Source organism: Pseudomonas sp. TUM25319, from assembly GCF_056388475.1.
On record NZ_CM150751.1, the window covers coordinates 2,144,430 to 2,170,679 of the forward strand.

Sequence of the window (26,250 nt, forward strand, 5' to 3'; positions counted from 1 at the left end):
AACGATGAGCCCCGGTTTTGCCGGGGCTTTTCACGTCACCCATGCAGGCCAATTACTGGCCCTCCCAACCCCTTGTTTTCGCATAGCATTTTCAGCTTTCAGGAAGGAGAGCAGGTTCTCGATGCGATGCATACATATGGGTTTGGCAGCTCTGGTGCTGCTGTCTGCGATGAGTTCAGTGCATGCGAAGAGCCTCGACAGGAAGCAGGTTGAAATGTGCCGCTGGGGTGCGGAAGTCGCCCGGTCGGCGCAACAGTCCAAGCTTTCCGGGACGAGCCTGTGGCGTGTTCGTGAGAATCTCAAAGTGCGCAAGTATCGCGAGCCCTGGATGCCGAAGATGGCCCTGGGGATCACTGAGCAGACCTATGCCAGCCGAAGCCGGCTGCAGCCGGCATCAGTGAAGAAGACCTACTACGATGGCTGCATTCGCCACGAGCAGCAACGCAGGCAGGCCTCCAGAAAATAGAGCGCGCCGCTCAGTGCCCGCCGTTCATGCGGCGGGCCGCCGCGTAGATCCCCAGCCCCACCAGTGCCGTCACTGCGCCGATGTAGCCGGTGCTGGTCCATCCCATTCCGGCGGTGATCGCCATTCCTCCCAGCCATGGCCCCAGCGCGTTCGCCAGGTTGAACGCCGCGTGGTTCGAGGCGGCCGCCAGACTCGGCGCCTCGTGGGCGATATCCATCAAGCGGATCTGCAGCGGTGCAGCCAGGGCGATCATGGTGCCGACCAGGCCGATACCCAGCAGGATCGACCACAGCGACTGTGCCGCGACGGTGAAGAACAGCAACACAGCGACGGACCACAGCAACACCAGGCCCACAGCCCGGAAGCCCAGGCGGTCGAACAGTTTTCCGCCGGCAATGTTGCCGATGATTCCACCCACACCGAAGGCTGCCAGGCCGAATGGAATCCACTGCGGCGACACGCGGGTCACTTCCAGCAGGGTCGGGGCGAGGTAGCTGAATACGCAGAACATGCCGGCGAAGCCGATGGAGGCGATGCCCAGGGCCATCCACACTTGCGGCAGACGGAAGGCCTGGAGTTCCTTGCGCGGGTCGCTGCGGGCTTCGTTACGGGGTTGCGGGACGAAGTACCAGACCAGGGCGATGGTGCAGAGCGCAATCGCCCCCACCAGAATGAACGCCGAGCGCCAGCCGAAGAATTGACCCAGCCACGTAGCGATGGGGTTGCCCAGCAGCATGGCGACGGTTAGGCCCATCATCACCCGGGCCACGGCACCGGCGCGCTGGTTGCTCGGGACCATGCTCGACGCCACTACCGCAGCGATGCCGAAATAGGCACCGTGGGGCAGGCCGCTGATGAAGCGGAAGGCGACCAGTCCGGCGAACGACGGCGCGAAAGCAGTGGCCAGGTTGCCGATGGCATAGAGGGCCATCAGCAACAGCAGCATGTGTTTGCGCAGCAGCCTGGAGCCGAGAATGGCCAGCGCTGGCGCCCCCACCACGACGCCCAGCGCATAGGCACTGATGGCATGGCCGACCTCGGGCTCGCTGAGCTTCAGGTTACTGGCGATATCGGGCATCAGCCCCATGATGGCGAACTCGCCGGTGCCGATGGCGAAGCTTCCCAGCGCCATGGCGGCTTCCATTTTGGCGACAGTGCTTCTAGAGGCGACCGGTGGGGGTGTTTCCTGAACAGACATGCAATTCCTTGAAATACGCTGAAACGTTAAAGCCCCGATCCTAGACAATCGGGGGTGGATCGTCGAGGGCCGGCAGGCATTCGACGTTCCCCAGACTCGACGTTCCAGCGGCCTTCAAGCCTCGCCGACCTTGCGGGTTCCCGCTACCTTGACTCTCTTCGGCGGTTTCAGCGAACCGATGTACACCGCCACCACCGTCAGCAGCGCGCCACCGATCTGCACCGCAGAGCTGGGCTTGTCCAGAAACACCACATCGACGAAGTACGTGATCACCGGCTCCAGCAGCAGGATCAGCCCGGCCAGGCCCAGGCTGATGAAACCGATGGAACGGTTGACCATCAGCCAGCCCACGAACTGCACCATCACCCCATAGATCACCAGCATCAGCAGGGTCTGGCCATCGCCGATGGCCAGGCTTTCGCCACGCAGCACGGCGTAGCCCAGCATCACCAGTCCAGACCACAGGCTCAGGTTGAGCATTTGCGCGATCTTGTCGCCGCCACCCTCCGGCAGGTTGCTGGCGGCCTTCAGGTAATACACGCAAATGGCGTAGGCCAGGCCCGAGGCGATGCCGAAGATCACGCCTTTGGTGCCGAGGCTGCTGGTCATTTCCGGGGCCAGCAGCAAGTACAGGCCGGCAAACGCCAGGAGGATGGCGATGACGAAGTTCAGCGATGGCTTTTCCTTCAGCAGGTAGAGGCCGAGCAAGGTCATGAAGAACACCTGGCAGTTGGTCAGGATCGAACCGATGCCCGGACCGACGATATAGATGCTGTGGTGCCAGAGAATCAGGTCGATGGCAAGGAACACTCCGGCCAGTGCGGTGAGCACGGTGGCTTTGCGGCTCGGCAGGCGCATCGGGACTTTGCGCCACTTCAGGCTGAGGTAGAACAGCGCGGAAGCGAACAGCATCCGATAGAAACCGGCACCGCCGGCGCCGATGTCGGCGAAGGTGACCGCCAGCGCGGAGAGGCTGAGCATCAGGCCGCCAAGGGTCAATTCAAGCAGGGCGCGTTGGTTGTGCATGTCAGTGACTCGAAAGGTAATCGTCGTGCGGTTCGATCAGGGGCGGCTTTCAGCCAGGGTCAGCCAGCGGCGTACCGGCGGGTAGGCGAGGATGGCCTCGGCGTAGACCTGCAGCGGCGCCGGCAACGGAATGCCGAAGCGGCGCAGGCGGAAGATCACCGGCACGTACATGGCATCGACGATGCCGAAGTGTTCGCCGCACAGATAAGTACCGCGCCCGCTGCGGGCACGCAGGTCCTCCCAGATCTGGAAGATCCGGCTGATGTCGTCGTAGGTCGCGTCGAGCAGCGGCGGGGCACTGTCGCCGGTGTTCAGGCCAAACGACAGTTGCGTGCGCAGGCTGACGAAGCCCGCATGCATTTCCGCGCTGGCGGCCCGGGCGAGGGCCCGCAGGTCGAAGTCTTCGGGCCAGAGATTGGCCTCGGGGTGCAGGTCGGCGACATATTCGGCGATCGCCAGGCTGTCGTTGATCACCAGGTCGCGGTCGATCAGCGCCGGGACTTTGCCCGACGGCGACAGCTCGAGAATCCTGGCGCGGGTGTCGTCCTGCTCCAGCAGAACCTGTTCGAGATCGACGTCGATCCCGGCGGCGGTCAGTATCAGCCACGCACGAAACGACCAGGAGGACTTGTTGAAATCACCGATTGCCAGCTTGATTGCCATGGAAGGGAAGCGCCTGTTAGCTTGAATGGAAATCAAACCTAACAAGTTGTTTCGTACAACGATTGTATGAAACTGGACTGCTTCATGAACGACAGCTCCCACGACCACGCTGCCGATGCGGCCAAGGATTTTTCCCGCTTCCAGCGCATTCCCGAAGGTCGCTGCGAGCTGCTCAGCGCCCGCTACAGCAACCAGCATTTCGGTCGTCACTCCCATGACCGCTACGCGCTGGGGGTGATTACCCAGGGCCACGAAAAGCTCTACTACCGAGGCGCCAATCACCTTGGCGGCGCCGGCACCGTGGTCACTCTCAGCCCCGGCGAGATCCATGACGGCGTGCCGGTGGATGATGGCGGCTGGGTCTATCGCATGCTCTACGTCGAGCCGAAGTGGTTGAGCGAGGTTGTGCTGCACAAGGGCGGGCCGGACCATGTACATCTGTTCCGCCAGCCCATGGCCAACGATCCGGCGCTCGCGGCTGCGCTGGTTTCGGCTCACCAGACCATCGCCGGTTCGGCCATGCCGCTTGAGCGCGAAACCGTGCTGGTGGAGGCCCTGGCCGGACTGTTCCGGCGCCATGGCCTGGCGCCGACGGCCCAGGGCCGCGCCGAGCGTGAGGCGGTGCGGCGGATACGCCAGCGGCTGGACGACGAACTGGAGCAGAACCTGTCTCTGGAAAGTCTGGGACGGGAAGTGGAGATGGACCCGCTGTACCTGATCCGCGTGTTCAAGCGCGAGGTCGGCGTGGCGCCCCACAGCTACCAGATCCAGCGCCGGGTGGCGCGGGTCCAGGCGCTGCTGCGCGGCGGAATGGACCTGGCGCAGGCGTCGCTGGCCTGCGGTTTTTTCGACCAGAGTCACATGGCCCGCGCCTTCAAGAAGATCGTCGGGGTAACGCCCAAGGCCTTTCGCGACGGGGTGTTGCGCGTCGCCAGGTGAGTCGGGCGCGTGCTCAGGGCTGCGGCTTGCTGTGCCAGAAGGTCGGGTATTCGTCGAACGGGTAGCGGTTGCCGTCGTAATGCAGCGTCTGGCTGACGGTGCGTGATACCGGTTTGTCGTAGTCGCTGCGCACCTGGGCACTGACGATCAGGTCGGCGTATCCCTGGGAGCGCTGAGGACCGATGGCTATGGTCAGGCTGGCCTGCTCACTTTCAAAGCCTTCGCTGCAACTGACGCCTTTGACGGTGGTCCAGGTGCTCAGGTAGGTGGTGAACACCGGACGCAAGTGCTCGCCCTCCGGCACTACAAGCGTCAGCAAGCCTTCGTAGCCGGCATCCGGGCAACTGGCTCCGCGGGCGGCGCTGGTCACGACCACGCCGAAGGCGCGTACGCCGGGCGTGAGGCGATAGCGGGCGGTGTCCAGCCACAGGCTATTGGGGCCGACTGTCAGTTCGGCATCTTCGCTCAGTGCCTGGTCGAACCGCTCGCGCAGCAGGCCGGTGCGCGTATCGACCTTGGCCACCAGCAGGTGCGGGCTACGCTCGCCGGGTGGCTGATGGTCGTCGGCGTCACGGTAGGCGACTGCGACCACCGACAGCGCCGGGTCATCCGGCCATTGCTTGCAGGCCGCTGCGAGCAGCGGGCCGTCGTTGTCATAGGTGGGCGGGATCCAGTTCTGCTGTACCAGTTGCGTAGCGAGCGAGTCGAGGAGTGGCTGCGGGCAGGCCTGTGGCTCCCGCTCCATGGCGCCGGCCAATGATGGCAGGCACAGCGTCAGGGTCAGCAGAAGGCGGGAGGGACGGTCCATGTCGGTTCTCGATCGAGGTGAAAGGTCGCGTATGCTACAAGGCCTGCCGCCCTCTGCGAAGGAGCATCCATTGGCCCGCCCCGACCGCTCGGCTTCCCTGGACCTGTTGAAGTGGCTGGCGATCGTCACCATGGTCGGCGACCACCTGCGTTATCTCTGGCCGGACCAGCACTGGCTGTTCGTGGTCGGGCGCCTGGCCTTTCCGTTTTTCTGCCTGGCGATCGCCGCCAACGTCGCGCGGTCTGTGCCCGGTGTGTTGTTCAGCCCCGGCAATGGCCGTTATCTCGGCTGGTGCCTGGCGTTTTCCCTGGCCTCGGAGCTGCCCTATCGCTGGCTGGACAACGGTTCGGTCACCCTCAACGTGATGCCGACCCTGACGCTCGGGCTGGTGGTGGCCTGGGGTGTGCATCATCGCGGGCGCGCTGCTGTTGGACTGGCGTTGGCCGCGCTACTGGCGGCGGCGCTCGGCAGTCAGTGGCTGATGTACGGTTTGCCGGGCGTGTTGCTGCCTGCGGCCTTCCTGCTGGCGCTGCAGCGGCCGGGTTACGGGTGGCTGGCGGGTCTGCTGGCGATGGCCGGCAACCTCACCAACGGCTGGATCCTGCACAACGCCTCGCAGCCGATCGCCGTGGTGGTACTGGCGACGGCCTTCGTTGCCGCGCCGCTGGGGCTGGTGTTGTTGCCGGCACGAGTGCCGTGGGCGGTGCGCCCCGTGGGCCGTTGGGGCTACGGTTTCTACCCGCTGCACCTGGCGGCGATCAAGCTGGTGAGCGTAATTAGTTGACCGCGGGGATGACCGGTCGCATTTCCCTTGGCTATGATGCACCCCCTCGTTGCCATTAACCGTGCACCCCATGAATAACAACAGCACCTCCCCGCAACCCCTGCGCAAGCGCCGCAGCCTGGCTGAAGAGCTGGTGGCCGCCCTCACCGGGCAGATCCGCGACGGCCTGCTCAAGCCCGGCGAGAAATTGCCCACCGAAGCGCAGGTCATGGAGCAGTTCGGCGTCAGCCGGACCGTGGTGCGCGAGGCGATCTCCCGACTGCAGGCCGCCGGCCAGGTGGAAACCCGCCACGGCATTGGTACCTTCGTGCTGGAGGCGCCGAGTCCGGGGCTGTTCAGCGAGGCGAGCGATACGGTCATGACCCTGGCCGATGTGCTGGCGGTGATGGAGTTCCGCATCAGCCTGGAAGTGGAGTCGGCCTCCCTGGCGGCCCGTCGTCGTACCGACGAGCAACTGGCCAGCCTGCGCGAGTCCCTCGATACCCTCAATGGCCTGATGCGCAACCGCAGCGATTCGGCGGCCGCCGACTTCGCTTTCCATCTGCAGATCGCCGAGGCTACCGGCAACCGCTACTTCACCGATATCCTCGGCTACCTGGGGACCAAGGTGATTCCGCGTACGCGCCTCAGCACCCAGACCTACGCCCGTACCGGTGACCAGCAGCAGTACCTGGAGCGGCTGGAGCGCGAGCACGAGCAGATCTACAGCGCCATCGCCAGCCAGGACCCGGAGGCGGCCCGAGCGGCGATGCGCCTGCACTTGGGCAACAGCCGCGAGCACTTGCGCCAGGCTTACGAGAAGGCCCAGGGCCAGGGTTGACAAGGTAGGAGCGGCTTCAGCCGCGATTGGGCGCGTAGCGGCCACAAACCCGGTATCCGGGGTGTATCAGTCTGATCGGAGGCTGAGGTTTTGCGACGGCTTTGCCGTCGTTCGCGGCTAAAGCCGCTCCTACAAGGTCCGTGCCAGGCAATGAAGCCATCCACAGCTGGATAGCGCTGGTTTCCTCAGGAGTAAACCATGCGCCAGCGCCCGCTGATGGATTCGCCCGGCTGCAGCAGCACCAGCCCCGGTCGTCCCGGCAGGTGGTGGGCGTTGACCGGATGGCTCACCGGCTCGAAGCAGAAGAACGGCTGCCCCGGCGGACAGTACAGCAGGTAGTGATCGAAGCCCTCGGCGTGGCAGTCGAGCCGGTAGCCGGCGTCGGGCTGTTCGATCCGGCAATGGCCGTCCCAGCCGGTGAAGCAGTGATCCACCTTGTCCGGCGGCAGTTGCGCGCCCTTGCCAAGATCCCATTGACCCGGCAACGCATGGTGCTCTGTGGATAACTGCTGTCCGTCACTCAGCCATACCCCATCCGCCCGCGCCGTCACCCGGGTCGCTGCGGTCCGCGGAAAGAACGGATGCAGGCCAAGGCCGTGCCACAGTGGCCGGCTGTCCAGGTGGGTGACCTTCAGTTCCAGGGTAAGGCAACCGTCTGCGAGGTGGATGCGCTGTTCGGCGCGGTAGGCGAAGGGCTGCAGGCTGTCGAGGCGCAGCAGCACGCTGTCGCTGCTCTGGCCGAGGATCTGCCAGGGCTGTTGCCAGGCGCTGCCATGGACCGCCAGCGGCGAGTCGGTGGTGTTGGCCGGCAGTTCGAACCAGCCTTGCGGCCCTTCGAAGCCGCCGCCGGCGATGCGGTTGGACCAAGGCACCAGTGGGAAGCAGGCCTGCTGCCGTGCCGTCAGCGGCCGCGCCTGGAGATTGCCCGGGCGCAGCAGCGGCTGGCCGTCGGCGCGGCGCCGCCAGTCCACCAGGCTGCCGCCCAGGCCGGGCGCCAGCAGCAGGCGGGTCAGATGGTCTTCCAGAACCAGCAGTTCACTGTCAGCCATGGAACATCGGCTCTTCCAGGCCTTTCACGCCGACATTCAACGCGAACAGGCCACCGGCCAGCGGCTGGTCCTCGAGATCGACGCCCTGCGGACGAATCGAGGTGACGAACAGGGTGTCCAGTCTCGGACCGCCGAAGGCACACATTGCCGGCTTCTTCACCGGCAGCGGCAGGCTGCGGTCCAGCTTGCCCTCGGGGGTGAAGCGCAGTACCAGGCCGGCGTCATTGGCGCAGGTCCAGTAGCAGCCTTCGGCATCCACTGCGGCGCCGTCCGGGCGACCGGGGTGCTGGTTCATGTCGACGAATACCCGGCGGTTGCTCGGCGTACCGCTGGCGGTGTCGTAGTCGAAGGCCCAGATCAGTTGCACGCTTGGGTGGGAGTCGGACAGGTACATGGTCTTGCCGTCGGGACTGAAGGCCAGGCCGTTGGGCACGATCAGGCCGTCCAGGCATTCGCTCAGGCCATCGCCAGTGGTATAGCGGTAGAGCTTGCCCACCGCTTCGCTGCCCATGTTCATCTGCATCGTGCCCGCCCAGAAGCGGCCCTGGCGGTCGCAGCGACCGTCGTTGAAGCGCATGCCGCTGCGGGCATGACGCGCTTCGGCGACCGACTCGCCGGCCAGGCGCTGCCCGTCGGCACGCAGGCGGAACAGTCCGCTTTCCCGCGCCGCCAGCCAACTGCCACCCGCCATGGGCGCGACGCAGCCGAGCATTTCGTCGCCACGCCAGCTGTGTACGCTGCCGTCGAGGGCCCAGCGTTGCAGGCTGCCGGTGGGGATATCCACCCAGTACAGCGCCTGTTCGCTGGCGACCCACACCGGGCTTTCACCGACGCCGTTGCGGGCGTCGACAATCAGTTCAGCAGTCATGTGTGTGCTCCCTCACTCGAACGGGCCGGCGGCGGTAAAGGCGCCGCCCTGGTAGCGGGCTTCCGGCGAGTCGGCGGCGGGCTTGGGCTGGGCTTCGAGTTTCTCGCGGAAGCGCTCGGAGCTGTCTTTCGGCACGAAGTCCAGGTGCGCGGCGTAGCGGTTGTCCCACCAGGTATCACGGTTGGCCGACACGCCGTAGACCACGGTGTGGCCGACGTCTTCGCTGAGCAGGGCGCGTTCCACCAGGTGCTCCAGGTCCGAGTAGCTCAGCCAGGTGCTGAGCATTCGCGGGTTGCGTGGTTCGGGGAACGACGAGCCGATGCGCAGGCTGACGGTCTCGATGCCGTAGCGGTGGAAGTAGAAGGTTGCCAGGTCTTCGCCGTAGGACTTGGACAGCCCGTAGTAACCGTCCGGACGGCGCTCGGAGCGGCTGTCGAGGCGGTCCTGGGGCGAATGGAAACCGGTGACATGGTTGGAACTGGCGAACACCACCCGGCGCACGCCGTGGATGCGCGCTGCTTCATAGAGGTGGAAGGTGCCGCGGATGTTGGCCTCGAGGATCTCCTCGAACGGTCGCTCCACCGACACGCCGCCCAGGTGGACGACGGCATCGACACCCTCGACCAGGGCCAGCACACCGGCCTTGTCAGCCAGGTCGCATGGGCGCACTTCCTCGTGAAGGCCGTCGGCAATGGCCATGCTGCTGATATCGGAGAGGCGAACGGTCTCGGCCTGGCGTTGCAGGCTCTGGCGCAGCACCTGGCCCAGGCCGCCGGCGGCGCCGGTGAGCAGGATGCGCTTGAAGGGTTTGCTCGCTGTCATGGGGTTCCTCGAAGGGGCAGGAAAGAGGGGAGGCCGCCAACGCGGCCCCGGCTTACATGAAGTTGTACTGGATGCCCAGGCGCCAGCGGGCCTGACGGTCGTCGGTGGTGGAGTTGACCTTGATGTCACCGATTTCCATGAACGGCTGCCACTGCTTGGTCAGCTTGTATTTGACGATGAGGTTCTGCTCGTAGTCGCTCTTCTTGTTATCGAAGCGGATGTAGTCGGTCTGGAACCAGATGAACTGGTACTCGTAGGCCAGCTTGCTGCCGGTCGGCGTGTAGCCCAGCCAGCCCTCGAAACGGTTGGTGTTCTGGTTGTCCTTGGCGCGGTCATCCATGTTGCGGTTGATCTGGTCGCGGTCCAGGCGCTTGGCGTCGTAGCGATAGCGCGTGGCGACGTACCACTGGTCGTCGATCTTGTAGCTGTACTTGAGGCCGAACTTGTAGGTGGTGCTGTCTTTCGAGCTGTCCATCTGGAAGGCAGGGGTCAGCGTCGATTGCGGGCTGAGCTTGTAGTTGTAGCTGACCGTCAGTTCGTGACCATTGTTGATGATGTTGTCGTAGGCAACATCCTTGCGGTCACCGGCGGTGCGGTACTTGATCTCGGCTTCGAACCCCAGGCCGCTGTCCATCCGGTAGCCGAGCTTGACGCGGTCCGCGTGCTGGCGGTCGTCATCGGTGTACTGGTGGCGATAGTTGATGTTGGCGGAGTCGGCATGGGCGTTGATCGACAGGGCAAGGGTGGTCAACGCGATAAGCAAGCTGTGGGTGGTTTTCATGCGATCTACTTTTTTGTTTTTGTTGGGTAGGGGCGATGTTTGGCAGTGCGTAGGACGGTGACTGGGGCGGGCATCCTCTGTGGTTGTTGCAATATACGTTATCGTACAACAAAGACCACTGTCTATGGCCGCCAACACCAAGGTCGTATGTTTTTTTCAACGCATTGAAATAGAAGGAAATTTACTTTCTTTACAGGCGGGAGAATGGCGTTTCAGCCAGGTTTTGCCATGGAATTGGCGGGTTTGGAGGCGGGATATGTGGTACGACATTGAGGGGTTGCAATTGTTATACGATGACGTATGATCGACCTCACAACGTACCTCCAGACACAATTCCAAGAACAAAGGCATACGACGTCCATGAGAATTACAGCGGTCAATGTGCAGGTTTTTTCCTACCCCACCCGTCGCTCCGTAGACAGCGCCGGCCATGCCCATCCCGGTGAAGTCACCCAGGCCCGCATGGCCCTGCTGCGTATCCGCACCGAAGATGGCACCGAGGGTTACGCCTTCGGCGCACCGGAATTGCTGCGTCCTTATCTGCTCGATGGTTTCGTGCGCAAGGTGCTGGTTGGCCAGAACGCCTTCGACCGCGAGCGCCTCTGGCAAGACCTGGCCCACTGGCAGCGCGGCAGCGCCAGCCAGCTCACCGATCGTTCCCTGGCCCTGGTCGAGCAGGCGCTGTGGGACTGGGCTGGCCGCAAGCTGAACATCCCGGTGCACAAGCTGGCCGGCGGTTTCCGCGACAAGGTCCCGGCCTATGGTTCGACCATGTGCGGTGACGAACTGGAAGGTGGTCTGGCGACTCCGGAAGACTACGGCCGCTTCGCCGAGACCCTGGTCAAGCGCGGCTACAAGGCGATCAAGCTGCACACCTGGATGCCGCCGGTATCCTTTGCGCCAAGCCCGCGCATCGACGTCAAGGCCTGCGCCGCCGTGCGTGAGGCGGTCGGTCCGGATATCGCCCTGATGCTCGACGGCTACCACTGGTACAACCGCACCGACGCGCTGTACATCGGCCGTGAACTGGAGAAGCTCAACTTCGCCTGGTTCGAAGAGCCGATGATGGAAGAGTCCGCCGAGTCCTATGCCTGGCTTGCGGCCAACCTGGACATCCCGGTGCTCGGTCCGGAAACCCTGGCCGGCAAATACATGAGCCGCGCCAGCTGGGTGAAAAACGATGTCTGCGACATTCTCCGTGCCGGTGTGGCCGGGGTCGGTGGTATCGGCGCCTGCCTGAAGGTGGCGCACCTGGCCGAGTCGTTCGGCATGGATTGCGAAGTCCACGGCAACGGCGCGGCCAACCTGGCGGTGGTCGGTGCGATCAAGAACTGCACCTGGTACGAGCGCGGCCTGCTGCACCCGTTCCTCGACTACGACGAGGTGCCTGCCTACCTCAACCGTCTGGTCGATCCGATGGACAACGACGGCTTCGTCCACCTCTCCGACCTGCCTGGCCTGGGTGAGGACATCAACTTCGACTACATCGAGACCCACACCCTGGAACGGTACTGACCTGTGCCCGCGGCACGGCCCTGGCGCCGTGCCGTCCGAGATGCGAATAACTACAACAAAGGTCTTCTCACATGCGTCGATTCCCACTCCTGTTCGCCGGGCTGTTCGCTGCGTCGCTGACGCTGGCGCCCATCACCGCCGTGCACGCGAAAACCCCCGCCGACCAACTGATCGTCGGCATGAGCATGATCAACCTGCTGTCCCTCGATCCGGCTGCTGCCACCGGCCTGGACGTCTCGGAGATCAACGCCAACCTCTACGACATGCTGCTGGTGCAGGATGTCAGGAATCCCGACCAACTGGTCCCGGCCCTGGCCGAAAGCTGGCAGGTCAGCGATGACCGCCGCACCCTGACCTTCAAGCTGCGCCAGGGCGTCAAGTTCCAGTCCGGCAACCCGCTGAGCGCCGAGGATGTCGCCTGGTCGCTGCAGCGCGTACTCAAGCTCAACCTGGCCCTGGCCTCGACCTGGAAAGCCTACGGCTTCAGCGCCGAAAACGCCGAGCGCAGCCTGCGCGCCGAAGGCCCGGACACCTTTATCGTCGAACTGCAGCGGCCCACCGACCCGCAGCTCGTCCTCAACACCCTCGCCACTTCGCCAAGCGCCTTCATCCTCGATCGCCAGACCGTGCTCAAGCACGAGAAGAACGGCGACATGGGCGCCGCCTGGCTGACCACCCACGCTGCTGGCAGTGGCCCGTTCGTGCTCAACGACTGGCGCGCCAACGACGTGATCCTGATGACCCGCTTCGACGGCTACTGGGGTGGCCCGGCCAAGCTCAAGCGCATCGTCATGCGCAATATGACCGAGTCGCAGTCGCTGCGCCTGATGGTCGCCCGCGGCGACCTCGACCTGGCCAAGGGCATGGCTGCGCCGGACATCGAGGCGCTGTCGCACGACGACAAGGTCCGTACCCAGACCGTGCAGCGTGGCACCCTCTACTACGTGGCCCTGAGCGTGAAGTCCAAGCCGTTCGAGGATGCTCGCGTACGCAAGGCGGTGCGCTCGCTGATCGACTACCAGGGCATCAACCAGACCGTGATGCCGCACTACGGTCAGCTCAACCAGCGCCCGTTGCCGCTGGGCCTGGAAGCGCGCCTGGATGATCCGGGCTACACCCTGAACGTCGCCGAGGCGAAGAAACTGCTGGCCGAGGCCGGCTATCCCAACGGCTTCAAGACCACCATCCGCGTGCTCACCGAACCGCCGTTCATCAATATCGCTTCCAGCCTGCAGGCCACCCTGGCCCAGGCCGGCATCCAGGCGAGCATCGTCACCGGCACCGGCAACCAGATCTACGGCGCCATGCGCGAGCGTAGCTTCGACATCCTGGTCGGGCGTGGCGGTGGCGGTGCCGAACGCCATCCCCACTCCAGCCTGCGTACCCTGGTCTACAACCCCGACAACCGCGACGAAGCTCGCCTGAGCAATTTCCAGGGCTGGCGCACCTCGTTCTTCAGTCCCGAGCTGAACAGCCTGATCGAGACCGCCGAGGTCGAGCCGGATCATGGCAAGCAGTTGGCTCAGTACCAGCAGATCCAGCAGCGTCTGGACGAGCAGGTGGGGGCGATCCTGCCGGTGTCGCAGATGACCGACACCGTGGTGCTGTACCACGACGTACAGAACTACCAGGGTCATACCGCCGCCACCACCCGATACAAAGACGTCTACAAGGCGCGCTGAGCCGGCCGGGCCGCGAGGCCCGCGCCATCCGCCCTGGCGATCACTCTTCTGGAGCCTGTTATGTTCGTTTCCACTGCCTCCGTGCTGGGCACCCGCGTGTCCGGTACTGCCCGCCGCTCCGGCACGGTCCTGGTGACCTTGCTGGGCCTGCTGGCCATGACTTTCTTCATCGGCCGGGTAATGCCGCTGGACCCCGTACTGGCGGTGGTCGGCCCGGACGCCGACAGCTCGACCTACGAACAGGTGTACCGTTCGATGGGCCTGGACAAACCGATCTGGACCCAGTTCGGGCTGTACCTCAACGACCTGCTGCACGGTGATTTCGGCAATGCCCTGCTGACCGGCCACCCGGTGCTGGACGACATCAAGCGGGTGTTCCCGGCCACCATCGAACTGGCCACCCTGGCGATCCTCTTCGGCATCGTCATCGGCCTGCCGCTGGGCGTGTTCGCCGCCAGCAACCAGGGCCGCTGGGGCGACCATGTGGCGCGGATGATCACCCTGTTCGGTTATTCAACGCCGATCTTCTGGCTGGGCATGATGGGCCTGCTGGTGTTCTACGCCATGCTCGGCTGGGCCGGCGGGGCAGGGCGCATCGACCTTGCCTATGACGGCCTGGTGCCGGAAACCACCGGCCTGCTGCTGATCGACAGCGCCATCGCCGGCGACTGGGACGCCTTCAGCAGCGCCCTGCGCCATATCGTCCTGCCGGCGCTGATCCTCGGCCTCAACTCGGTGGCCTACATCAGCCGCATGACCCGCAGCTTCATGCTCGAACAGCTCTCCCAGGAATACATCATCACCGCCCGGGTCAAGGGCCTGTCGCGGCGCCAGGTGGTGTGGAACCACGCCTTCCGCAACATCCTCGTGCAACTGCTCACCGTGGTGGCGCTGGCCTACGGCTCGCTGCTCGAAGGCGCGGTGCTGATCGAGACGGTGTTCGCCTGGCCCGGTTTCGGCCAGTACCTGACCAGCAGCCTGATGCTCGGCGACATGAACGCAGTGATGGGCTGCGTGCTGATCATCGGCCTGATCTTCGTCGCCCTGAACCTGATCAGTGACGCCTTGTACAAGGTCTTCGACCCGCGCACCCGCTGACACTTCGTTGCCTTTGAACAACTACAAGAAGAAGGACGCCCCCATGAACAACCTGCTGCCCGCCCTGCGCCTGAGCCTGCTCGGCGCCATCCTTGCCCTCGGCCCTGTGGCCGCTGCGCACGCCGGCAAGACCCCGGCCGACCAGTTGATCGTCGGCATGAGCCTGGTCAACCTGTTCTCCATCGACCCGGCCAACGCCCCTGGCCTGGACGCTTCCGGGGTCAATGCCAACCTCTACGACACCCTGGTCAAGCGCGACAACGGCAACCCCGAGCAGCACCTGCCGCAACTGGCGTCGAGCTGGAAGGTCAGCGAAGACGGCAAGCAGATCACCTTTACCCTGCGCGACGACGTCAGGTTCCACTCCGGCAACCCGCTCACGGCCGAAGACGTGGCGTTCTCGCTGTACCGGGTGATGAAGCTCAACTATGGCCTGGCCACCACCTGGAAGGCTTACGGCTACAGCGTCGACAACATCCAGTCGCTGATCCGTGCCACCGATGCCCAGACCCTGGTCATCGATCTGCCGCAGCCCACCGATCCGCTGCTGCTGATCGACTCCCTGGCCACCTCGCCCAGCGCCGTGGTGGTGGATCGCCAGACGGTGCTCAAGCACGAAAAGGACGGCGACCTCGGCGCCGCCTGGCTGGTCACCAACGAAGCCGGCAGCGGCCCCTTCACCCTGACCCGCTGGAACGCCAACGACTCGCTGCTGATGACCCGTTTCGACGGTTACTGGGGCGGCCCGGCCAAGCTCAAGCGCGTGGTGGTGCGGCACATGACCGAATCGCAGTCGCTGCGCCTGATGCTCGAACGTGGCGACCTGGACCTGGCTTATGGCATGGCCGCACCCGACATCAAGGCCATCGACGGCAGCGACAAGCTGCAAGTGCAATCACTGCAGCGCGGCACCATGTACTACGTCGCCCTGAGCATGAAGCAGCCGCAGTTCGCCGACCCGAAAGTGCGCGAGGCGGTACGCAACCTGATCGACTACCAAGGCCTCGACCGCCAGGTGATGCCGTACTACGGCAAGCTCAACCAGCAGCCGATGCAACTGGGCCTGGCGGCGCGCCTGCCGGATCCCGGCTACAAAATGGACGTGGCGAAGGCCAAGGCGCTGCTCGCCGAAGCCGGATATCCGCAAGGCTTCACCACCACCATCCGCACCCTGTCCGAGCCGCCGTTCACCGACATCGCCGCGCGCCTGCAGGCAACCCTGGCCGAAGGCGGGATCAAGGCCAGCATCGTCAGCGGCACCGGCAACCAGGTGTACGGCGCCATGCGTGCGCGCAACTTCGAGATCATCGTCGCCCGCGGTGCCGAGCGTTACCCGCACCCGTACTTCAGCCTGCGCACCTTCGCCTACAACCCCGACAACCGCGACGACGCCGGTCTGCCCAACTTCCAGGGCTGGCGCGCCTCGTTCTTCAACCCGCAACTGAACGGCCTGATCGACCAGGCCGGGGTCGAGCGTGACGCCGGCAAGCGCGTGGCGCTGTACCACCAGGCGCAGTCGCTGTACGACCGCGAAGTGGGGCCGATCATGATGATTTCGCAGATGACCGACACCGTGGTCAGCAATGCCGAGGTCAAGGGCTTCAGCGGCGACGACGCCGAAGCCACCCGTTACCTGGGCGTCTACAAGCAGCGCTGAGTGGCGCCCCGTCCTTCAACCGAGAACATGCCGATGATTGCCAACATGTCTTCTTCCGAAACCCTCAAGGCGCAGCCGGGCAGCCCCGGTTCCAGCCTCGACGCGCTGTACCGGAGCAGCCTGCGGGTCCTGCGCCTGCTGCTGCGCAACCCCATGACCCTGATCGGCCTGGTGGTGGCGCTGGTGCTGGTGGTGGTTGCTGCCTTCGCACCATGGATCGCGACCCATGACCCGGTGGTGCAGAACCTCGCCAACGCCCTGCAGGCACCGAGTGCCGCGCACTGGTTCGGCACCGACGAGTATGGCCGCGACATCTTCAGCCGGCTGGTCTACGGCGCCCGCATCACCCTCTACATCATCGCCCTGGTGACCATCATCGTCGGCCCCATCGGCCTGTTCATCGGCACCGTTTCCGGCTACTTCGGCGGCGTGGTGGACACGGTGTTCATGCGCCTGACCGACATCTTCATCTCGTTCCCCAGCCTGGTCCTGGCGCTGGCCTTCATCGCCGCCCTCGGCCCTGGCCTGGAGCACGCGGTGGTGGCCATCGCCCTGACGTCCTGGCCGCCGATCGCCCGTCTGGCACGGGCCGAGACCCTGTCGCTGCGCAAGGCCGACTTCGTCGTCGCCGTGCAACTGCAAGGCGCCTCGGCCAGCCGCATCATCCTCAAGCACATCGTGCCGATGTGCCTGTCGTCGGTGATCATCCGCCTGACCATGAACATGGCCGGCATCATCCTTACCGCCGCTGCCCTGGGCTTCCTCGGCCTGGGGGCCCAGGCGCCGCTGCCGGAGTGGGGCGCGATGATCTCCACCGGCCGTCGCTACATGCTCGAATGCTGGTGGCTGGTAGCGGTACCGGGCGCGGCGATCATGCTGGTGAGCCTGGCGTTCAACCTGCTGGGCGATGGCCTGCGGGACATCCTCGATCCGCGCAGCGAATAACCGGAGGCCGCTATGTCCGATATCAAACTCAAGGTTGACGGGCTGGATGTCCGCTTCGTCAACGGCAAGAAAGAAACCCACGCGGTGCGCGATGTGTCGTTCACCCTCGGGCGGGAAAAACTGGCCATCGTCGGCGAGTCCGGCTCGGGCAAGTCGACGGTGGGGCGCAGCCTGCTCAAGCTGCACCCGGCCAGCGCGAAAATCACCGCGCGCGCCTTGCAGTTCGGTGACCTCGACCTGCTGACCGCCAGCGAGAAGGCCATGCAGAAAATCCGCGGCCACCGCATGTCGATGATCATGCAGGACCCGAAATACTCGCTGAACCCGGTGGTGAAGGTCGGCGAGCAGATCGCCGAGGCGTATCTGGCGCACCACAAGGCCAGCCGCGCCGAAGCCCGCGAGCGGGTCCTGGAAATGCTCGAGAAGGTGCATATCCGCGATCCGCAGCGGGTCTACAACCTGTACCCGCACGAAGTCTCCGGCGGCATGGGCCAGCGCATCATGATCGCCATGATGGTCATCACCCGGCCCGACGTGCTGATCGCCGACGAGCCGACCTCGGCCCTCGACGTCTCGGTGCGCCAGCAGGTGCTCAGCGTGCTGGAAGAACTGGTCGAGCAGCAGGAACTGGGGCTGATCTTCGTCAGCCACGACCTCAACCTGGTGCGCAACTACTGCGACCGGGTGCTGGTGATGTACGCCGGAAGGGTGGTGGAGTCCCTCGCCGCCAGCGACCTGCACCGTGCCGAACACCCCTATACCCGTGGCCTGCTGGCAGCGCTGCCGAGCATGGACAACCGCCGCGAGCGGCTGCCCGTGCTGCAACGCGACCCCCGCTGGCTGACCTGCTGAGGAACCCGTCATGTCCATGATCCAAGCACACGCGCTGAACCTCAGTTTCGGCAGCGGCCCGAGCCTCAACCAGGTGCTGCACGACGTCGAGCTGAGCGTCGCCGATGGCGAATCCTTCGGCCTGGTGGGCGAGTCCGGCTCGGGCAAGACCACCGTGCTGCGCTGCCTGGCCGGACAGTACCGGCACTGGAGCGGCGAGCTGAGCATTGCCGGCGTGCCGCTGCAGCACAAGATTCCCAAGGAGCACTACCGCCTGGTGCAGATGGTCTTCCAGGACCCCTACGGCTCGCTGCACCCGCGCCACACCATCGACTCGGCACTGCGCGAGCCGCTGGTGATCCATGGGATTGGCGATCGCGATGACCGCATCAACGACATCCTGCTCAAGGTCGGTCTCAACGACAGCTTCCGCTACCGCTATCCGCACCAGTTGTCCGGTGGCCAGCGTCAGCGCGTGGCGATTGCCCGGGCGCTGATCCTCGAGCCGCGGGTGCTGCTGCTGGACGAGCCGACCTCGGCGCTGGACGTCTCGGTGCAGGCCGAGATCCTCAACCTGCTGGCCGACCTGCGCCAGCGCGAGAAGCTCACCTACCTGATGGTCACCCACGACCTCGGCGTGGTCAGTCACCTGTGCGACAAGGTCGCGGTGATGCAGCAAGGGCGCATCGTCGAGCGCCTCGACAGCCAGGCCCTCAGCCAGGACAAGGCCAGCCACGAATACACCCGCATGCTGGTCCAGGCCAGTCGCGATTTCAGTCAGGACACCCCGCGCGCGCTGGCCGGCTGAGCCAGCGCCTTTCAAGGAAACGCCATGCCTCATTGTCAGATCGATTGCTCGCAGGGCGTGGCCCTGCGGGTCGGCGAGCAGCGCCTGCTGGACAGCCTGCACGACGCCCTGGATGCCGACGGGCTGTTCGCTCCCGGCGACATCAAGCTGCGGCTCAACGCCCATGCGCACTACCGCTGCGGCGAGGGCCGCGACGATTTCGTTCACGTCACCCTGTACCTGCTCCATGGGCGTGACGAAAGCCAGCGCCGCGCCCTGGCCTCGGCCTGTGTCGGCGTGCTGGTGGCGCTGCTGCCCGAGGTGGCGGCGCTGTCGGTGGATGTACAGGAAATGCGCCGGGAGACCTTCGTCAACCGGCGCCAGTATCTGCAACAGGTGGCCGCGCCGGCCTGAAACGGCGCGTCACCCTCTGGCAACTACAAGGACAAGAACATGCCAAGCCATCACCCTCTGAAACGCTCGCTCGCCGCCCTGGTTGCCCTTGCCGCGTCGCTGCCCGCCTGGGCCCTGCAACCGCCGGGCAAGCTGCAAGTGCCGACCTTGGCCTACGACGAGCACCAGATCATCCTGGTCTGGGAAAAGCCGGCCGAGCATCGCGACATCGCCGACTACCACGTCTACGCCAACGGCAAGCTGCTGGGCAGCGCCAATGCCAACAACGACCGGGTGTCGCCGGCCAAGCCCTACATCGACCGCTTCTACGAGCAGGACACGGCGGGCTTCCATCACCGCATCGGCATCCACAGCTTCACCGCCGAAAACCTTGCCCCCGACAGCGAGTACCGCTTCACCGTGCGCGCCGTGGATGTCGACGGCAAGGAGTCGGCGGACAGTCCGGTCCTGGTGCAGCGCACCACGCCACTGCCGGCGATCTTCGATGTGCGCGACTACGGCGCCAAAGGTGATGGCCAGAGCCTCGACACTCAGGCCCTGCAACGGGCCATCGACGCCTGCACGAAGGGCTGCAAGGTGGTGCTGCCGGCGGGTACCTGGAAAAGCGGTGCGCTGTACCTCAAGAGCAACATGACCCTGGAGCTGGCGGAGGGCGCGACCCTGCTCGGCTCCGAGCGGGCCGAGGATTATCCGCTGGCCGGCTACATCCAGTACCCGTACTCCAGCACCGTGCGTCCGGCGTCGCTACTGAACGCGCTGCCCCGCGACCCGAATCAGCACCAGGCGTTCGAGAACATCCGCATCACCGGCAAAGGCACCCTCGACGGCAACGGCTGGAAGCGCCAGGCCGACACCCTCGACGAACGCGGCCTGCCACTGCCGTACTACCAGGCTAGCGACAACACCCGCTACATGAGCGACGGTATCCTTGCCAAGGCCCAGGTAGAACAGGCGGTGGCCCGCGGCATGCCGGTGAAGGACGCCTACGGGCAGATGCGCTCGTCGCTGATCACCCTGCGCAACGTGACCAACGTGTTCTACGGCGGCTTCACCGTACGTAACCCGGCGTCCCACGGCATCATGAACCTCGAGACCGAGAACGTGGTGCTGGCCAACACCCGGCACCTGACCTACGACGCCAACAACGGCGACGGCATCGAGTTCGCCAACAGCCGTGGCGCGATGGTCTTCAACAATTTCTTCGACACCGGCGACGACTGCGTCAACTTCGCCGCCGGCACGGGCGCCGACGCGGTGAAGCAGAAGCCTCAGGAAGATGCCTGGATCTTCAACAACTACTTCCGTCGCGGTCACGGCATGGTGGTTGCCGGCAGCCATACCGGCGCCTGGATCCAGAACATCCTCGCCGAAGACAACGTCTCCGACGGCACCGATGTCGGCCTGCGCATGAAGAGCACCAACTTCATGGGCGGTGGCGCGCGCAACGTGGTGTTCCGCGATTCGGCGATCCGCAACAGCGTCAAGCAGGGCTTCATCTTCACCCTCGACTACAACGACCCCAACGCCAAGCTCGACTACCGCCGCTCGACCGTGCCGGGGCAGTTCCGCGATGTCCGGGTCAGTGATGTGACGGTGGAGAATGCCGGCGCCGCAGCCATCGAGGTCAAGGGCGACGGTAACCTGAATGCCTGGCACGAAGGGCTGAGTTTCGAGCGGGTGCGTTTCAGCGGGCCGGCCCTGGCGAAGATCGACGGGCTCAAGGACTCGCGTTTCGACGGGGTGAGCTTCAGCGGCCACGGCGAGGGCAATCCCTGGCAACTGGGCAAGGCCGAAGGGCTGGAATTCAGCGATGTGAAACCGGCACCTGAACCTCGCTGAGGCGGCGGTTGTCACACCAGCAAGGCCGTGGGATTAACGTCCCACGGCCGTTTTTATTGGTTTTGTCCGTCCTGTGCGACCTTTTGGCAGGCCAGCAACCCTTGTAATGCCTGTTATCGTACAACCTCATGGGCTATGATGCCGTTCATGGATTCTTCGAGATCACTCATTTCTATGCAAACTCCTCCTCGCGCGCGCAAGCGTCGCAACCTGGCCGAGGAACTGGTGCTGGTGCTCAACGAGCGCATTCGCCAGGGCCAGCTCAAGCGTGGCGACAAGTTGCCCACCGAATCGGAAATCATGGAGCAGCAGGGCGTCAGCCGCACCGTGGTGCGCGAGGCCATTTCCCGCCTGCAGGCGGCCGGTCAGGTGGAAACCCGTCACGGCATCGGCACCTTCGTCCTCGACACCCCGAGCCCCAGCGGTTTTCGCATCGACCCGGCGACCATCGTCACCCTGCGGGAAGTGCTGGCGGTGCTGGAGCTGCGGATCAGCCTCGAGACCGAGTCGGCCGGGCTGGCGGCGGGCAGGCGCAATGACCAGCAATTGCAGCGCATGCGCGATGCCCTGGACGCGATTGCCGCCAGTGCGGCGCAGTCCAGTGATGCGGTGGGCGCGGATTTCCAGTTCCATCTGCAGATCGCCGAGGCCACCGGCAACCGCTACTTCACCGATATCCTCACTCATCTGGGCACGCGGATCATTCCGCGCACGCGGCTGAACTCGGCGAGCCTGGCCCATGACGAGCAATCGCAGTACCTGAGCCGGTTGAGCCATGAGCATGAAGCGATCTTCGAAGCGATTGCCCGGCAGGATTCGGAAGGCGCGCGGGCGGCGATGCGGCTGCACCTGACCAACAGCCGCGAGCGGCTGCGGCGGGCGCATGAAGAGGCGCAGGCGCAGGGGGCGTGATGGAGAGCGGGCTTTCCGAAAAGGGCTTTACGTTGTTCCGTGGGGGGCCGCATCAAGGCTGACAGGTGCATGCCGATGTTTGTCTGGCGCCTTCCTTCCATGAAGAACCCAAAAAGGGCCGCAAAACGGCCCTCAAAGAACGGGCACTCAGTCAATCTTCTCCTCTGACCACTCCCCATTCACCAACCGCCGGATCCCCAGCGGATTACCGTCGCGCAGCGCCGCCGGCAGCAGGGCCTGTGGATAGTTCTGGTAGCACACCGGCCGCAGGAAGCGATCGATCGCCAGGGTGCCCACCGAAGTGCCGCGGGCATCGGAGGTCGCCGGGTACGGCCCGCCGTGAACCATGGCGTCACACACCTCGACACCGGTCGGATAACCATTCACCAGAATCCGCCCGACCTTCTGCTCCAGCAGCGGCAGCAGGTGCTGATAGGCTTCCAGGTCTGCGCTTTCGCCGATCAGGGTGGCGGTCAACTGGCCGCGCAAGCCGCGCAGGGCTTCGACCAGCTGCGCATCATCTGCCACTTCGACGACGATGGTGGCCGGGCCGAAGACTTCTTCCTGCAACAACTCATCGCCTTCCAGCAGCAGCGCAACATCCGCCTTGAACAACTGCGGCTGTGCCTGGTTGCCGCGCTGCGGCTGGCCGGCGAGGTGAGTGACCTGCGGATGCCCGTGCAGGTGCTCCAGACCCTTGGCGTAGCTGCGCAGACCGCCCGCGTTGAGCATGGTCTGCGCCGGCTGGACAGCCATCTGCTCCTGCAGTTGCTCGACGAACGCGCTGAAGGCCAGGGAGCTTACGCCAATCACCAGGCCGGGGTTGGTGCAGAACTGGCCGCATCCCAGTACCACCGAACCACTCAGTTCGCGGGCGATGGTCTCGCCGCGCACGGCCAGCGCCTCCGGCAGCACGATCACCGGGTTGATGCTGCTCATCTCGGCGAACACCGGGATCGGCTGCGGGCGCTCGGCGGCCATCTTGCACAGGGCGTTGCCACCGGCGAGGGAGCCGGTGAAGCCCACAGCCTGAATGGCGGGATGACGCACCAGCTGCTCGCCCACGCCGGCGCCGAAAATCATGTTGAACACGCCCTTGGGCATGCCGCTGCGTTCGGCGGCGCGAACGATGGCACAGCCCACCAGGTCGGCGGTGGCCATATGGCCGCTGTGGGCCTTGAACACCACCGGGCAGCCCGCTGCCAGTGCTGCGGCGGTGTCGCCGCCGGCGGTGGAGAAGGCCAGCGGGAAGTTGCTGGCGCCGAACACCGCCACCGGGCCGACGCCGATACGCATTTGACGGATATCCACCCGTGGCAGCGGTGTGCGCTGCGGCAGCGGCAGGTCGATACGTGCTCCAAGGAAATCACCACGGCGCAGCACCTGGGCGAACAGGCGCATCTGCCCGCTGGTGCGGCCGCGCTCACCCTGGATGCGGGCGGCGGGCAGGGCGGTCTCGCGGCAGACCAGGGCGACGAAATCGTCACCCAATTGGTCCAGTTCGTCGGCGATGGTGTCGAGGAACACCGCACGGCGCTCCGGGCTCAGTTGGCGGAATTCGGCGAAGGCCGCTTCGGCAGCGGCGACTGCGCCATCCACTTCCGCCGGGGTAGCTTGGTGGAAGGTGAAGGGCAGGGCTTCGCCAGTGCTGGCGTCGACGCTGTGCAGGGTGACGCTGCCGGTGGCGCTGCGGCTGCCGCCGATGAAGTTGTGACCGAGAACGCTGGGCATCATGGATCTCCGGAAAGGGATGAAAACGAGCGCCGGCTCAAGTGACCGGCGCGGGGTTGAACAGGGTGATGTGGTTGTGCAGGCGGTGCCGCTCGGCCCAGGTGCGCTGGTGGCCGCTGGCGACGTCGAGGTAGTAGCGGAACAGCTCCCAGCCCAGCGACTCGATGCTGGCCTGGCCACTGGCGATCCGGCCGGCGTCGAGGTCGATCAGGTCCGGCCAGCGCCGCGCCAGTTCGCTGCGGGTCGAGACCTTGACCACCGGCGCCATCGCCAGGCCGTAAGGGGTGCCGCGCCCGGTGGTGAACACGTGCAGGTTCATGCCGGCGGCCAGTTGCAGGGTGCCGCAGATGAAGTCGCTGGCCGGCGTGGCACAGAACACCAGGCCCTTGCCGCTGACCCGCTCGCCGGGGCCGATCACGCCGCTGATGGCGCTGCTGCCGGACTTGACGATGGAGCCCAGGGACTTTTCGACGATGTTCGACAGGCCGCCTTTCTTGTTGCCCGGCGTGGTATTGGCGCTACGGTCGGCGGCGCCCCGTTGCAGGTAGTGGTCGTACCAGTCCATTTCCCGTACCAGCGCGTCGGCCACCGCCGGGGTGCGGGCGCGGGAGGTGAGCATGTAGATCGCGTCGCGCACCTCGGTCACCTCCGAGAACATCACCGTGGCGCCGGCGCGGATCAGCAGGTCGCTGGCGAAACCCAGCACCGGGTTGGCAGTGATGCCGGAAAAGGCATCGCTGCCGCCGCATTGCATGCCGAGGATCAGCTCGCTGGCGGGGACGGTTTCGCGGCGGCGCTGGTCGAGTTTCTTCAGGCGGGCCTCGGCCAGTTCGAGGATCTGCTCGATCATTTCGCCAAAGCCCAGTTCGGCGTCCTGCAGGCGATACAGCCAAGGCTCGCTCAGGTCTACCGACGCGTCGCCTTCATGCATCACCTGGTCGGCCTGCAGCTTTTCGCAGCCGAGACTGATGACCAGCGCTTCGCCGCCGAGGTTGGGGTTGCGCGCCAGGTTGCGCACGGTGCGGATCGGGATGTAGGCGTCGCGGGCGTTGATTGCCACGCCGCAGCCGTAGCTGTGGGTCAGGGCGACCACGTCGTCGACGTTGGGGTAGCGCGGCAGCAACTCGGTGCGAATCCGCGCCACCGCGTGCTCCAGCACCCCGGCCACGCATTGCACGGTGGTGGTGATGCCGAGAATGTTGCGCGTGCCCACGGTGCCATCGGCGTTGCGATAGCCCTCGAAGCTGTAGCCCTCGAGTGGCGGCAGGGCGGCGGGCGTGGCGTCGGCCATGGGCAGGCGGTCCAGGGCCGGGGCCTCGGGCATCGCCAACTGGGTTTCCCGCACCCAGCTGCCACGGGGCAGGTCCTGCAGGGCATGGCCGATGACCTGGCCGTAGCGGCGCACCGGCTCGCCCTTGGGGATATCGACCAGTGCCACCTTGTGGCTCTGCGGCACGTTGTCCACCAGGGTCAGGCCATCGCCGAAGCGGCTGCCGGCCGCCAGGCCCTGGTCGTTGACCACCACCACGACATTGTCCTCGGCGTGCAGGCGGACATAGCGCGGTGAGTCGGAATGTTCGATCAACTGCATGGGTTGGCCCTTGTCGTTCTTGTTCAGGAATTCCAGGCAGGTCCGGGCCGCGGCGGGTCATTGCAGTGACCCGCGGCAGCCCGTGGCGGATACCCGCGTGACGCTTACTGGGCGCCTTGCTTGTGCATCAGCGCGGCGAGCATTTCGTATTCCTCGCCGGTCAGGTCGGTCAGTGGCGTGCGGACCGGGCCTGCGTCATAACCGGCAATGCGGGCTCCGGCCTTGACGATGCTCACGGCATAGCCGGCCTTGCGGTTGCGGATATCCAGGTACGGCAGGAAGAAGTCGTCGATCAGCTTGGCGACGGCAGCGTGGTCGTCGCGGGCGATGGCGTTGTAGAAGTCCATGGCGGTCTTCGGCACGAAGTTGAACACCGCAGACGAATACACCGGCACACCCAGGGCCTTGTAGGCCGCTGCGTAGACTTCGGCGGTCGGCAGGCCGCCGAGGTAGCTGAAGCGATCGCCCAGGCGGCGACGGATCGACACCATCAGTTCGATGTCGCCCAGGCCGTCCTTGTAGCCGATCAGGTTCGGGCAGCGCTCGGCCAGGCGTTCCAGTTGCGTGGCGTTGAGGCGGCAGACGTTGCGGTTGTAGACCACCACGCCGATGTTTACCGATTTGCACACCGCCTCGACGTGGTCGGCCACGCCGTCCTGGCTGGCTTCGGTCAGGTAGTGGGGCAGCAGCAGCAGGCCTTTGGCGCCCAGGCGCTCGGCTTCCTGAGCATATTCGATGGCCTGGCGGGTGGAGCCGCCGACACCGGCGAGGATCGGTACGGAGCCGGCACAGGTGTCCACGGCAGTCTTGATCACTTCACTGTATTCGCTGGCGGCCAGGGAGAAGAACTCACCGGTGCCGCCAGCGGCGAAGAGGGCGCTGGCACCGTAGGGGGCGAGCCATTCCAGGCGCTTGATGTAGCCGGCACGGTGGAAGTCGCCCTGGGCGTCGAAGTCGGTAACGGGGAAAGACAACAGGCCGTGGGACAGGATGGATTTCAGTTCTTGTGGAGTCATTGTGTGAA

Annotated in this window: 25 protein-coding genes; 14 read left to right on the forward strand and 11 right to left on the reverse strand. The window is 65.2% G+C overall.

Annotated features, from left to right (window positions below; all coding sequences use genetic code 11):
* Positions 1–4: 4 nt before the first annotated feature.
* A complete protein-coding gene (locus AC05QJ_RS10145; RefSeq protein WP_476746724.1) occupies positions 5–466 on the forward strand; it encodes a hypothetical protein in 462 nt (153 codons plus the stop codon).
* Positions 467–476: 10 nt separating this feature from the next.
* On the opposite strand, the gene AC05QJ_RS10150 is transcribed toward AC05QJ_RS10145, so the two are convergent.
* From AC05QJ_RS10150 to AC05QJ_RS10160, 3 genes are all read right to left on the reverse strand, one after another.
* Positions 477–1,664 carry an MFS transporter gene (locus tag AC05QJ_RS10150; protein WP_476746725.1) on the reverse strand — a complete coding sequence of 396 codons (1,188 nt, stop codon included), beginning with the start codon at positions 1,662–1,664 and terminating at the stop codon, positions 477–479.
* Between the two features lie 114 nt (positions 1,665–1,778).
* The gene (locus AC05QJ_RS10155) at positions 1,779–2,690 is read right to left on the reverse strand and encodes a DMT family transporter (RefSeq protein WP_476746726.1); all 912 of its coding nucleotides are present in this window, start codon (positions 2,688–2,690) and stop codon (positions 1,779–1,781) included.
* 36 nt (positions 2,691–2,726) lie between these two features.
* Positions 2,727–3,353 (reverse strand): glutathione S-transferase family protein, encoded by a 627-nt coding sequence (locus AC05QJ_RS10160; protein WP_476746727.1) that lies wholly within the window; start codon positions 3,351–3,353, stop codon positions 2,727–2,729.
* 84 nt (positions 3,354–3,437) lie between these two features.
* On the opposite strand from AC05QJ_RS10160, the gene AC05QJ_RS10165 reads away from it, so the two are divergent.
* Complete coding sequence (locus tag AC05QJ_RS10165) at positions 3,438–4,292, forward strand: AraC family transcriptional regulator (RefSeq protein ID WP_476746728.1); 855 nt, start codon at positions 3,438–3,440, stop codon at positions 4,290–4,292.
* A gap of 13 nt (positions 4,293–4,305) precedes the next feature.
* Here the strand turns inward: AC05QJ_RS10165 and AC05QJ_RS10170 are convergent, their stop codons facing one another.
* Complete coding sequence (locus tag AC05QJ_RS10170; RefSeq protein WP_476746729.1) at positions 4,306–5,100, reverse strand: PA3715 family protein; 795 nt, start codon at positions 5,098–5,100, stop codon at positions 4,306–4,308.
* Positions 5,101–5,170: 70 nt separating this feature from the next.
* Between AC05QJ_RS10170 and AC05QJ_RS10175 the strand changes: the two genes are divergently transcribed.
* Together AC05QJ_RS10175 and AC05QJ_RS10180 are read left to right on the forward strand one after the other, a co-directional pair.
* The gene (locus AC05QJ_RS10175) at positions 5,171–5,884 is read left to right on the forward strand and encodes a TraX family protein (RefSeq protein ID WP_476746730.1); all 714 of its coding nucleotides are present in this window, start codon (positions 5,171–5,173) and stop codon (positions 5,882–5,884) included.
* Between the two features lie 70 nt (positions 5,885–5,954).
* Positions 5,955–6,704, forward strand: coding sequence for a FadR/GntR family transcriptional regulator (locus AC05QJ_RS10180; protein ID WP_476746731.1), 750 nt, complete (start codon positions 5,955–5,957; stop codon positions 6,702–6,704).
* A 185-nt stretch (positions 6,705–6,889) separates the two neighbouring features.
* Here AC05QJ_RS10180 and AC05QJ_RS10185 read toward each other — a convergent pair whose 3' ends face one another.
* From AC05QJ_RS10185 to AC05QJ_RS10200, 4 genes are read right to left on the reverse strand one after another with little or no spacing between them, the layout of a single operon-like run.
* The gene (locus AC05QJ_RS10185; protein WP_476746732.1) at positions 6,890–7,753 is read right to left on the reverse strand and encodes an aldose 1-epimerase; all 864 of its coding nucleotides are present in this window, start codon (positions 7,751–7,753) and stop codon (positions 6,890–6,892) included.
* On the reverse strand, positions 7,746–8,621 hold the full coding sequence (locus AC05QJ_RS10190; protein WP_476746733.1) for an SMP-30/gluconolactonase/LRE family protein: 876 nt from the start codon (positions 8,619–8,621) through the stop codon (positions 7,746–7,748). The genes AC05QJ_RS10185 and AC05QJ_RS10190 overlap by 8 nt, the downstream gene beginning before the upstream one ends.
* 12 nt (positions 8,622–8,633) lie before the next feature.
* Positions 8,634–9,443, reverse strand: coding sequence for an NAD-dependent epimerase/dehydratase family protein (locus tag AC05QJ_RS10195; protein WP_476746734.1), 810 nt, complete (start codon positions 9,441–9,443; stop codon positions 8,634–8,636).
* Between the two features lie 52 nt (positions 9,444–9,495).
* Complete coding sequence (locus AC05QJ_RS10200) at positions 9,496–10,224, reverse strand: oligogalacturonate-specific porin KdgM family protein (RefSeq protein WP_476746735.1); 729 nt, start codon at positions 10,222–10,224, stop codon at positions 9,496–9,498.
* A 360-nt stretch (positions 10,225–10,584) separates the two neighbouring features.
* Between AC05QJ_RS10200 and AC05QJ_RS10205 the strand changes: the two genes are divergently transcribed.
* From AC05QJ_RS10205 to AC05QJ_RS10250, 10 genes are all read left to right on the forward strand, one after another.
* Positions 10,585–11,739: a mandelate racemase family protein gene (locus AC05QJ_RS10205; RefSeq protein WP_476746736.1), complete on the forward strand. Its 1,155-nt coding sequence runs from the start codon at positions 10,585–10,587 to the stop codon at positions 11,737–11,739.
* A 71-nt stretch (positions 11,740–11,810) separates the two neighbouring features.
* Entirely contained in the window at positions 11,811–13,421 is a 1,611-nt protein-coding gene (locus tag AC05QJ_RS10210) for an ABC transporter substrate-binding protein (RefSeq protein WP_476746737.1), read from the forward strand.
* 60 nt (positions 13,422–13,481) lie between these two features.
* Positions 13,482–14,519, forward strand: a complete 1,038-nt coding sequence (locus AC05QJ_RS10215; RefSeq protein WP_476746738.1) for an ABC transporter permease — start codon at positions 13,482–13,484, stop codon at positions 14,517–14,519.
* A 43-nt stretch (positions 14,520–14,562) separates the two neighbouring features.
* Positions 14,563–16,176 (forward strand): ABC transporter substrate-binding protein, encoded by a 1,614-nt coding sequence (locus AC05QJ_RS10220; RefSeq protein ID WP_476746739.1) that lies wholly within the window; start codon positions 14,563–14,565, stop codon positions 16,174–16,176.
* 33 nt (positions 16,177–16,209) lie between these two features.
* A complete protein-coding gene (locus AC05QJ_RS10225; RefSeq protein WP_476746740.1) occupies positions 16,210–17,121 on the forward strand; it encodes an ABC transporter permease in 912 nt (303 codons plus the stop codon).
* Between the two features lie 12 nt (positions 17,122–17,133).
* The gene (locus AC05QJ_RS10230) at positions 17,134–17,973 is read left to right on the forward strand and encodes an ABC transporter ATP-binding protein (protein ID WP_476746741.1); all 840 of its coding nucleotides are present in this window, start codon (positions 17,134–17,136) and stop codon (positions 17,971–17,973) included.
* 10 nt (positions 17,974–17,983) lie between these two features.
* On the forward strand, positions 17,984–18,760 hold the full coding sequence (locus AC05QJ_RS10235) for an ABC transporter ATP-binding protein (RefSeq protein WP_476746742.1): 777 nt from the start codon (positions 17,984–17,986) through the stop codon (positions 18,758–18,760).
* 24 nt (positions 18,761–18,784) lie between these two features.
* Entirely contained in the window at positions 18,785–19,153 is a 369-nt protein-coding gene (locus AC05QJ_RS10240) for a 5-carboxymethyl-2-hydroxymuconate Delta-isomerase (RefSeq protein WP_476746743.1), read from the forward strand.
* Between the two features lie 39 nt (positions 19,154–19,192).
* Positions 19,193–20,992: a glycosyl hydrolase family 28 protein gene (locus AC05QJ_RS10245; RefSeq protein ID WP_476746744.1), complete on the forward strand. Its 1,800-nt coding sequence runs from the start codon at positions 19,193–19,195 to the stop codon at positions 20,990–20,992.
* A gap of 174 nt (positions 20,993–21,166) precedes the next feature.
* Positions 21,167–21,904, forward strand: coding sequence for a FadR/GntR family transcriptional regulator (locus tag AC05QJ_RS10250; protein WP_476746745.1), 738 nt, complete (start codon positions 21,167–21,169; stop codon positions 21,902–21,904).
* A 147-nt stretch (positions 21,905–22,051) separates the two neighbouring features.
* Here AC05QJ_RS10250 and AC05QJ_RS10255 read toward each other — a convergent pair whose 3' ends face one another.
* The 3 genes from AC05QJ_RS10255 to kdgD form a co-directional block, all read right to left on the reverse strand.
* Positions 22,052–23,635, reverse strand: coding sequence for an aldehyde dehydrogenase (NADP(+)) (locus AC05QJ_RS10255; RefSeq protein ID WP_476746746.1), 1,584 nt, complete (start codon positions 23,633–23,635; stop codon positions 22,052–22,054).
* Between the two features lie 37 nt (positions 23,636–23,672).
* Positions 23,673–25,226: a galactarate dehydratase gene (gene garD / locus AC05QJ_RS10260; protein ID WP_476746747.1), complete on the reverse strand. Its 1,554-nt coding sequence runs from the start codon at positions 25,224–25,226 to the stop codon at positions 23,673–23,675.
* 104 nt (positions 25,227–25,330) lie between these two features.
* Positions 25,331–26,242, reverse strand: coding sequence for a 5-dehydro-4-deoxyglucarate dehydratase (kdgD, locus tag AC05QJ_RS10265; protein ID WP_476746748.1), 912 nt, complete (start codon positions 26,240–26,242; stop codon positions 25,331–25,333).
* Positions 26,243–26,250 lie beyond the last annotated feature (8 nt).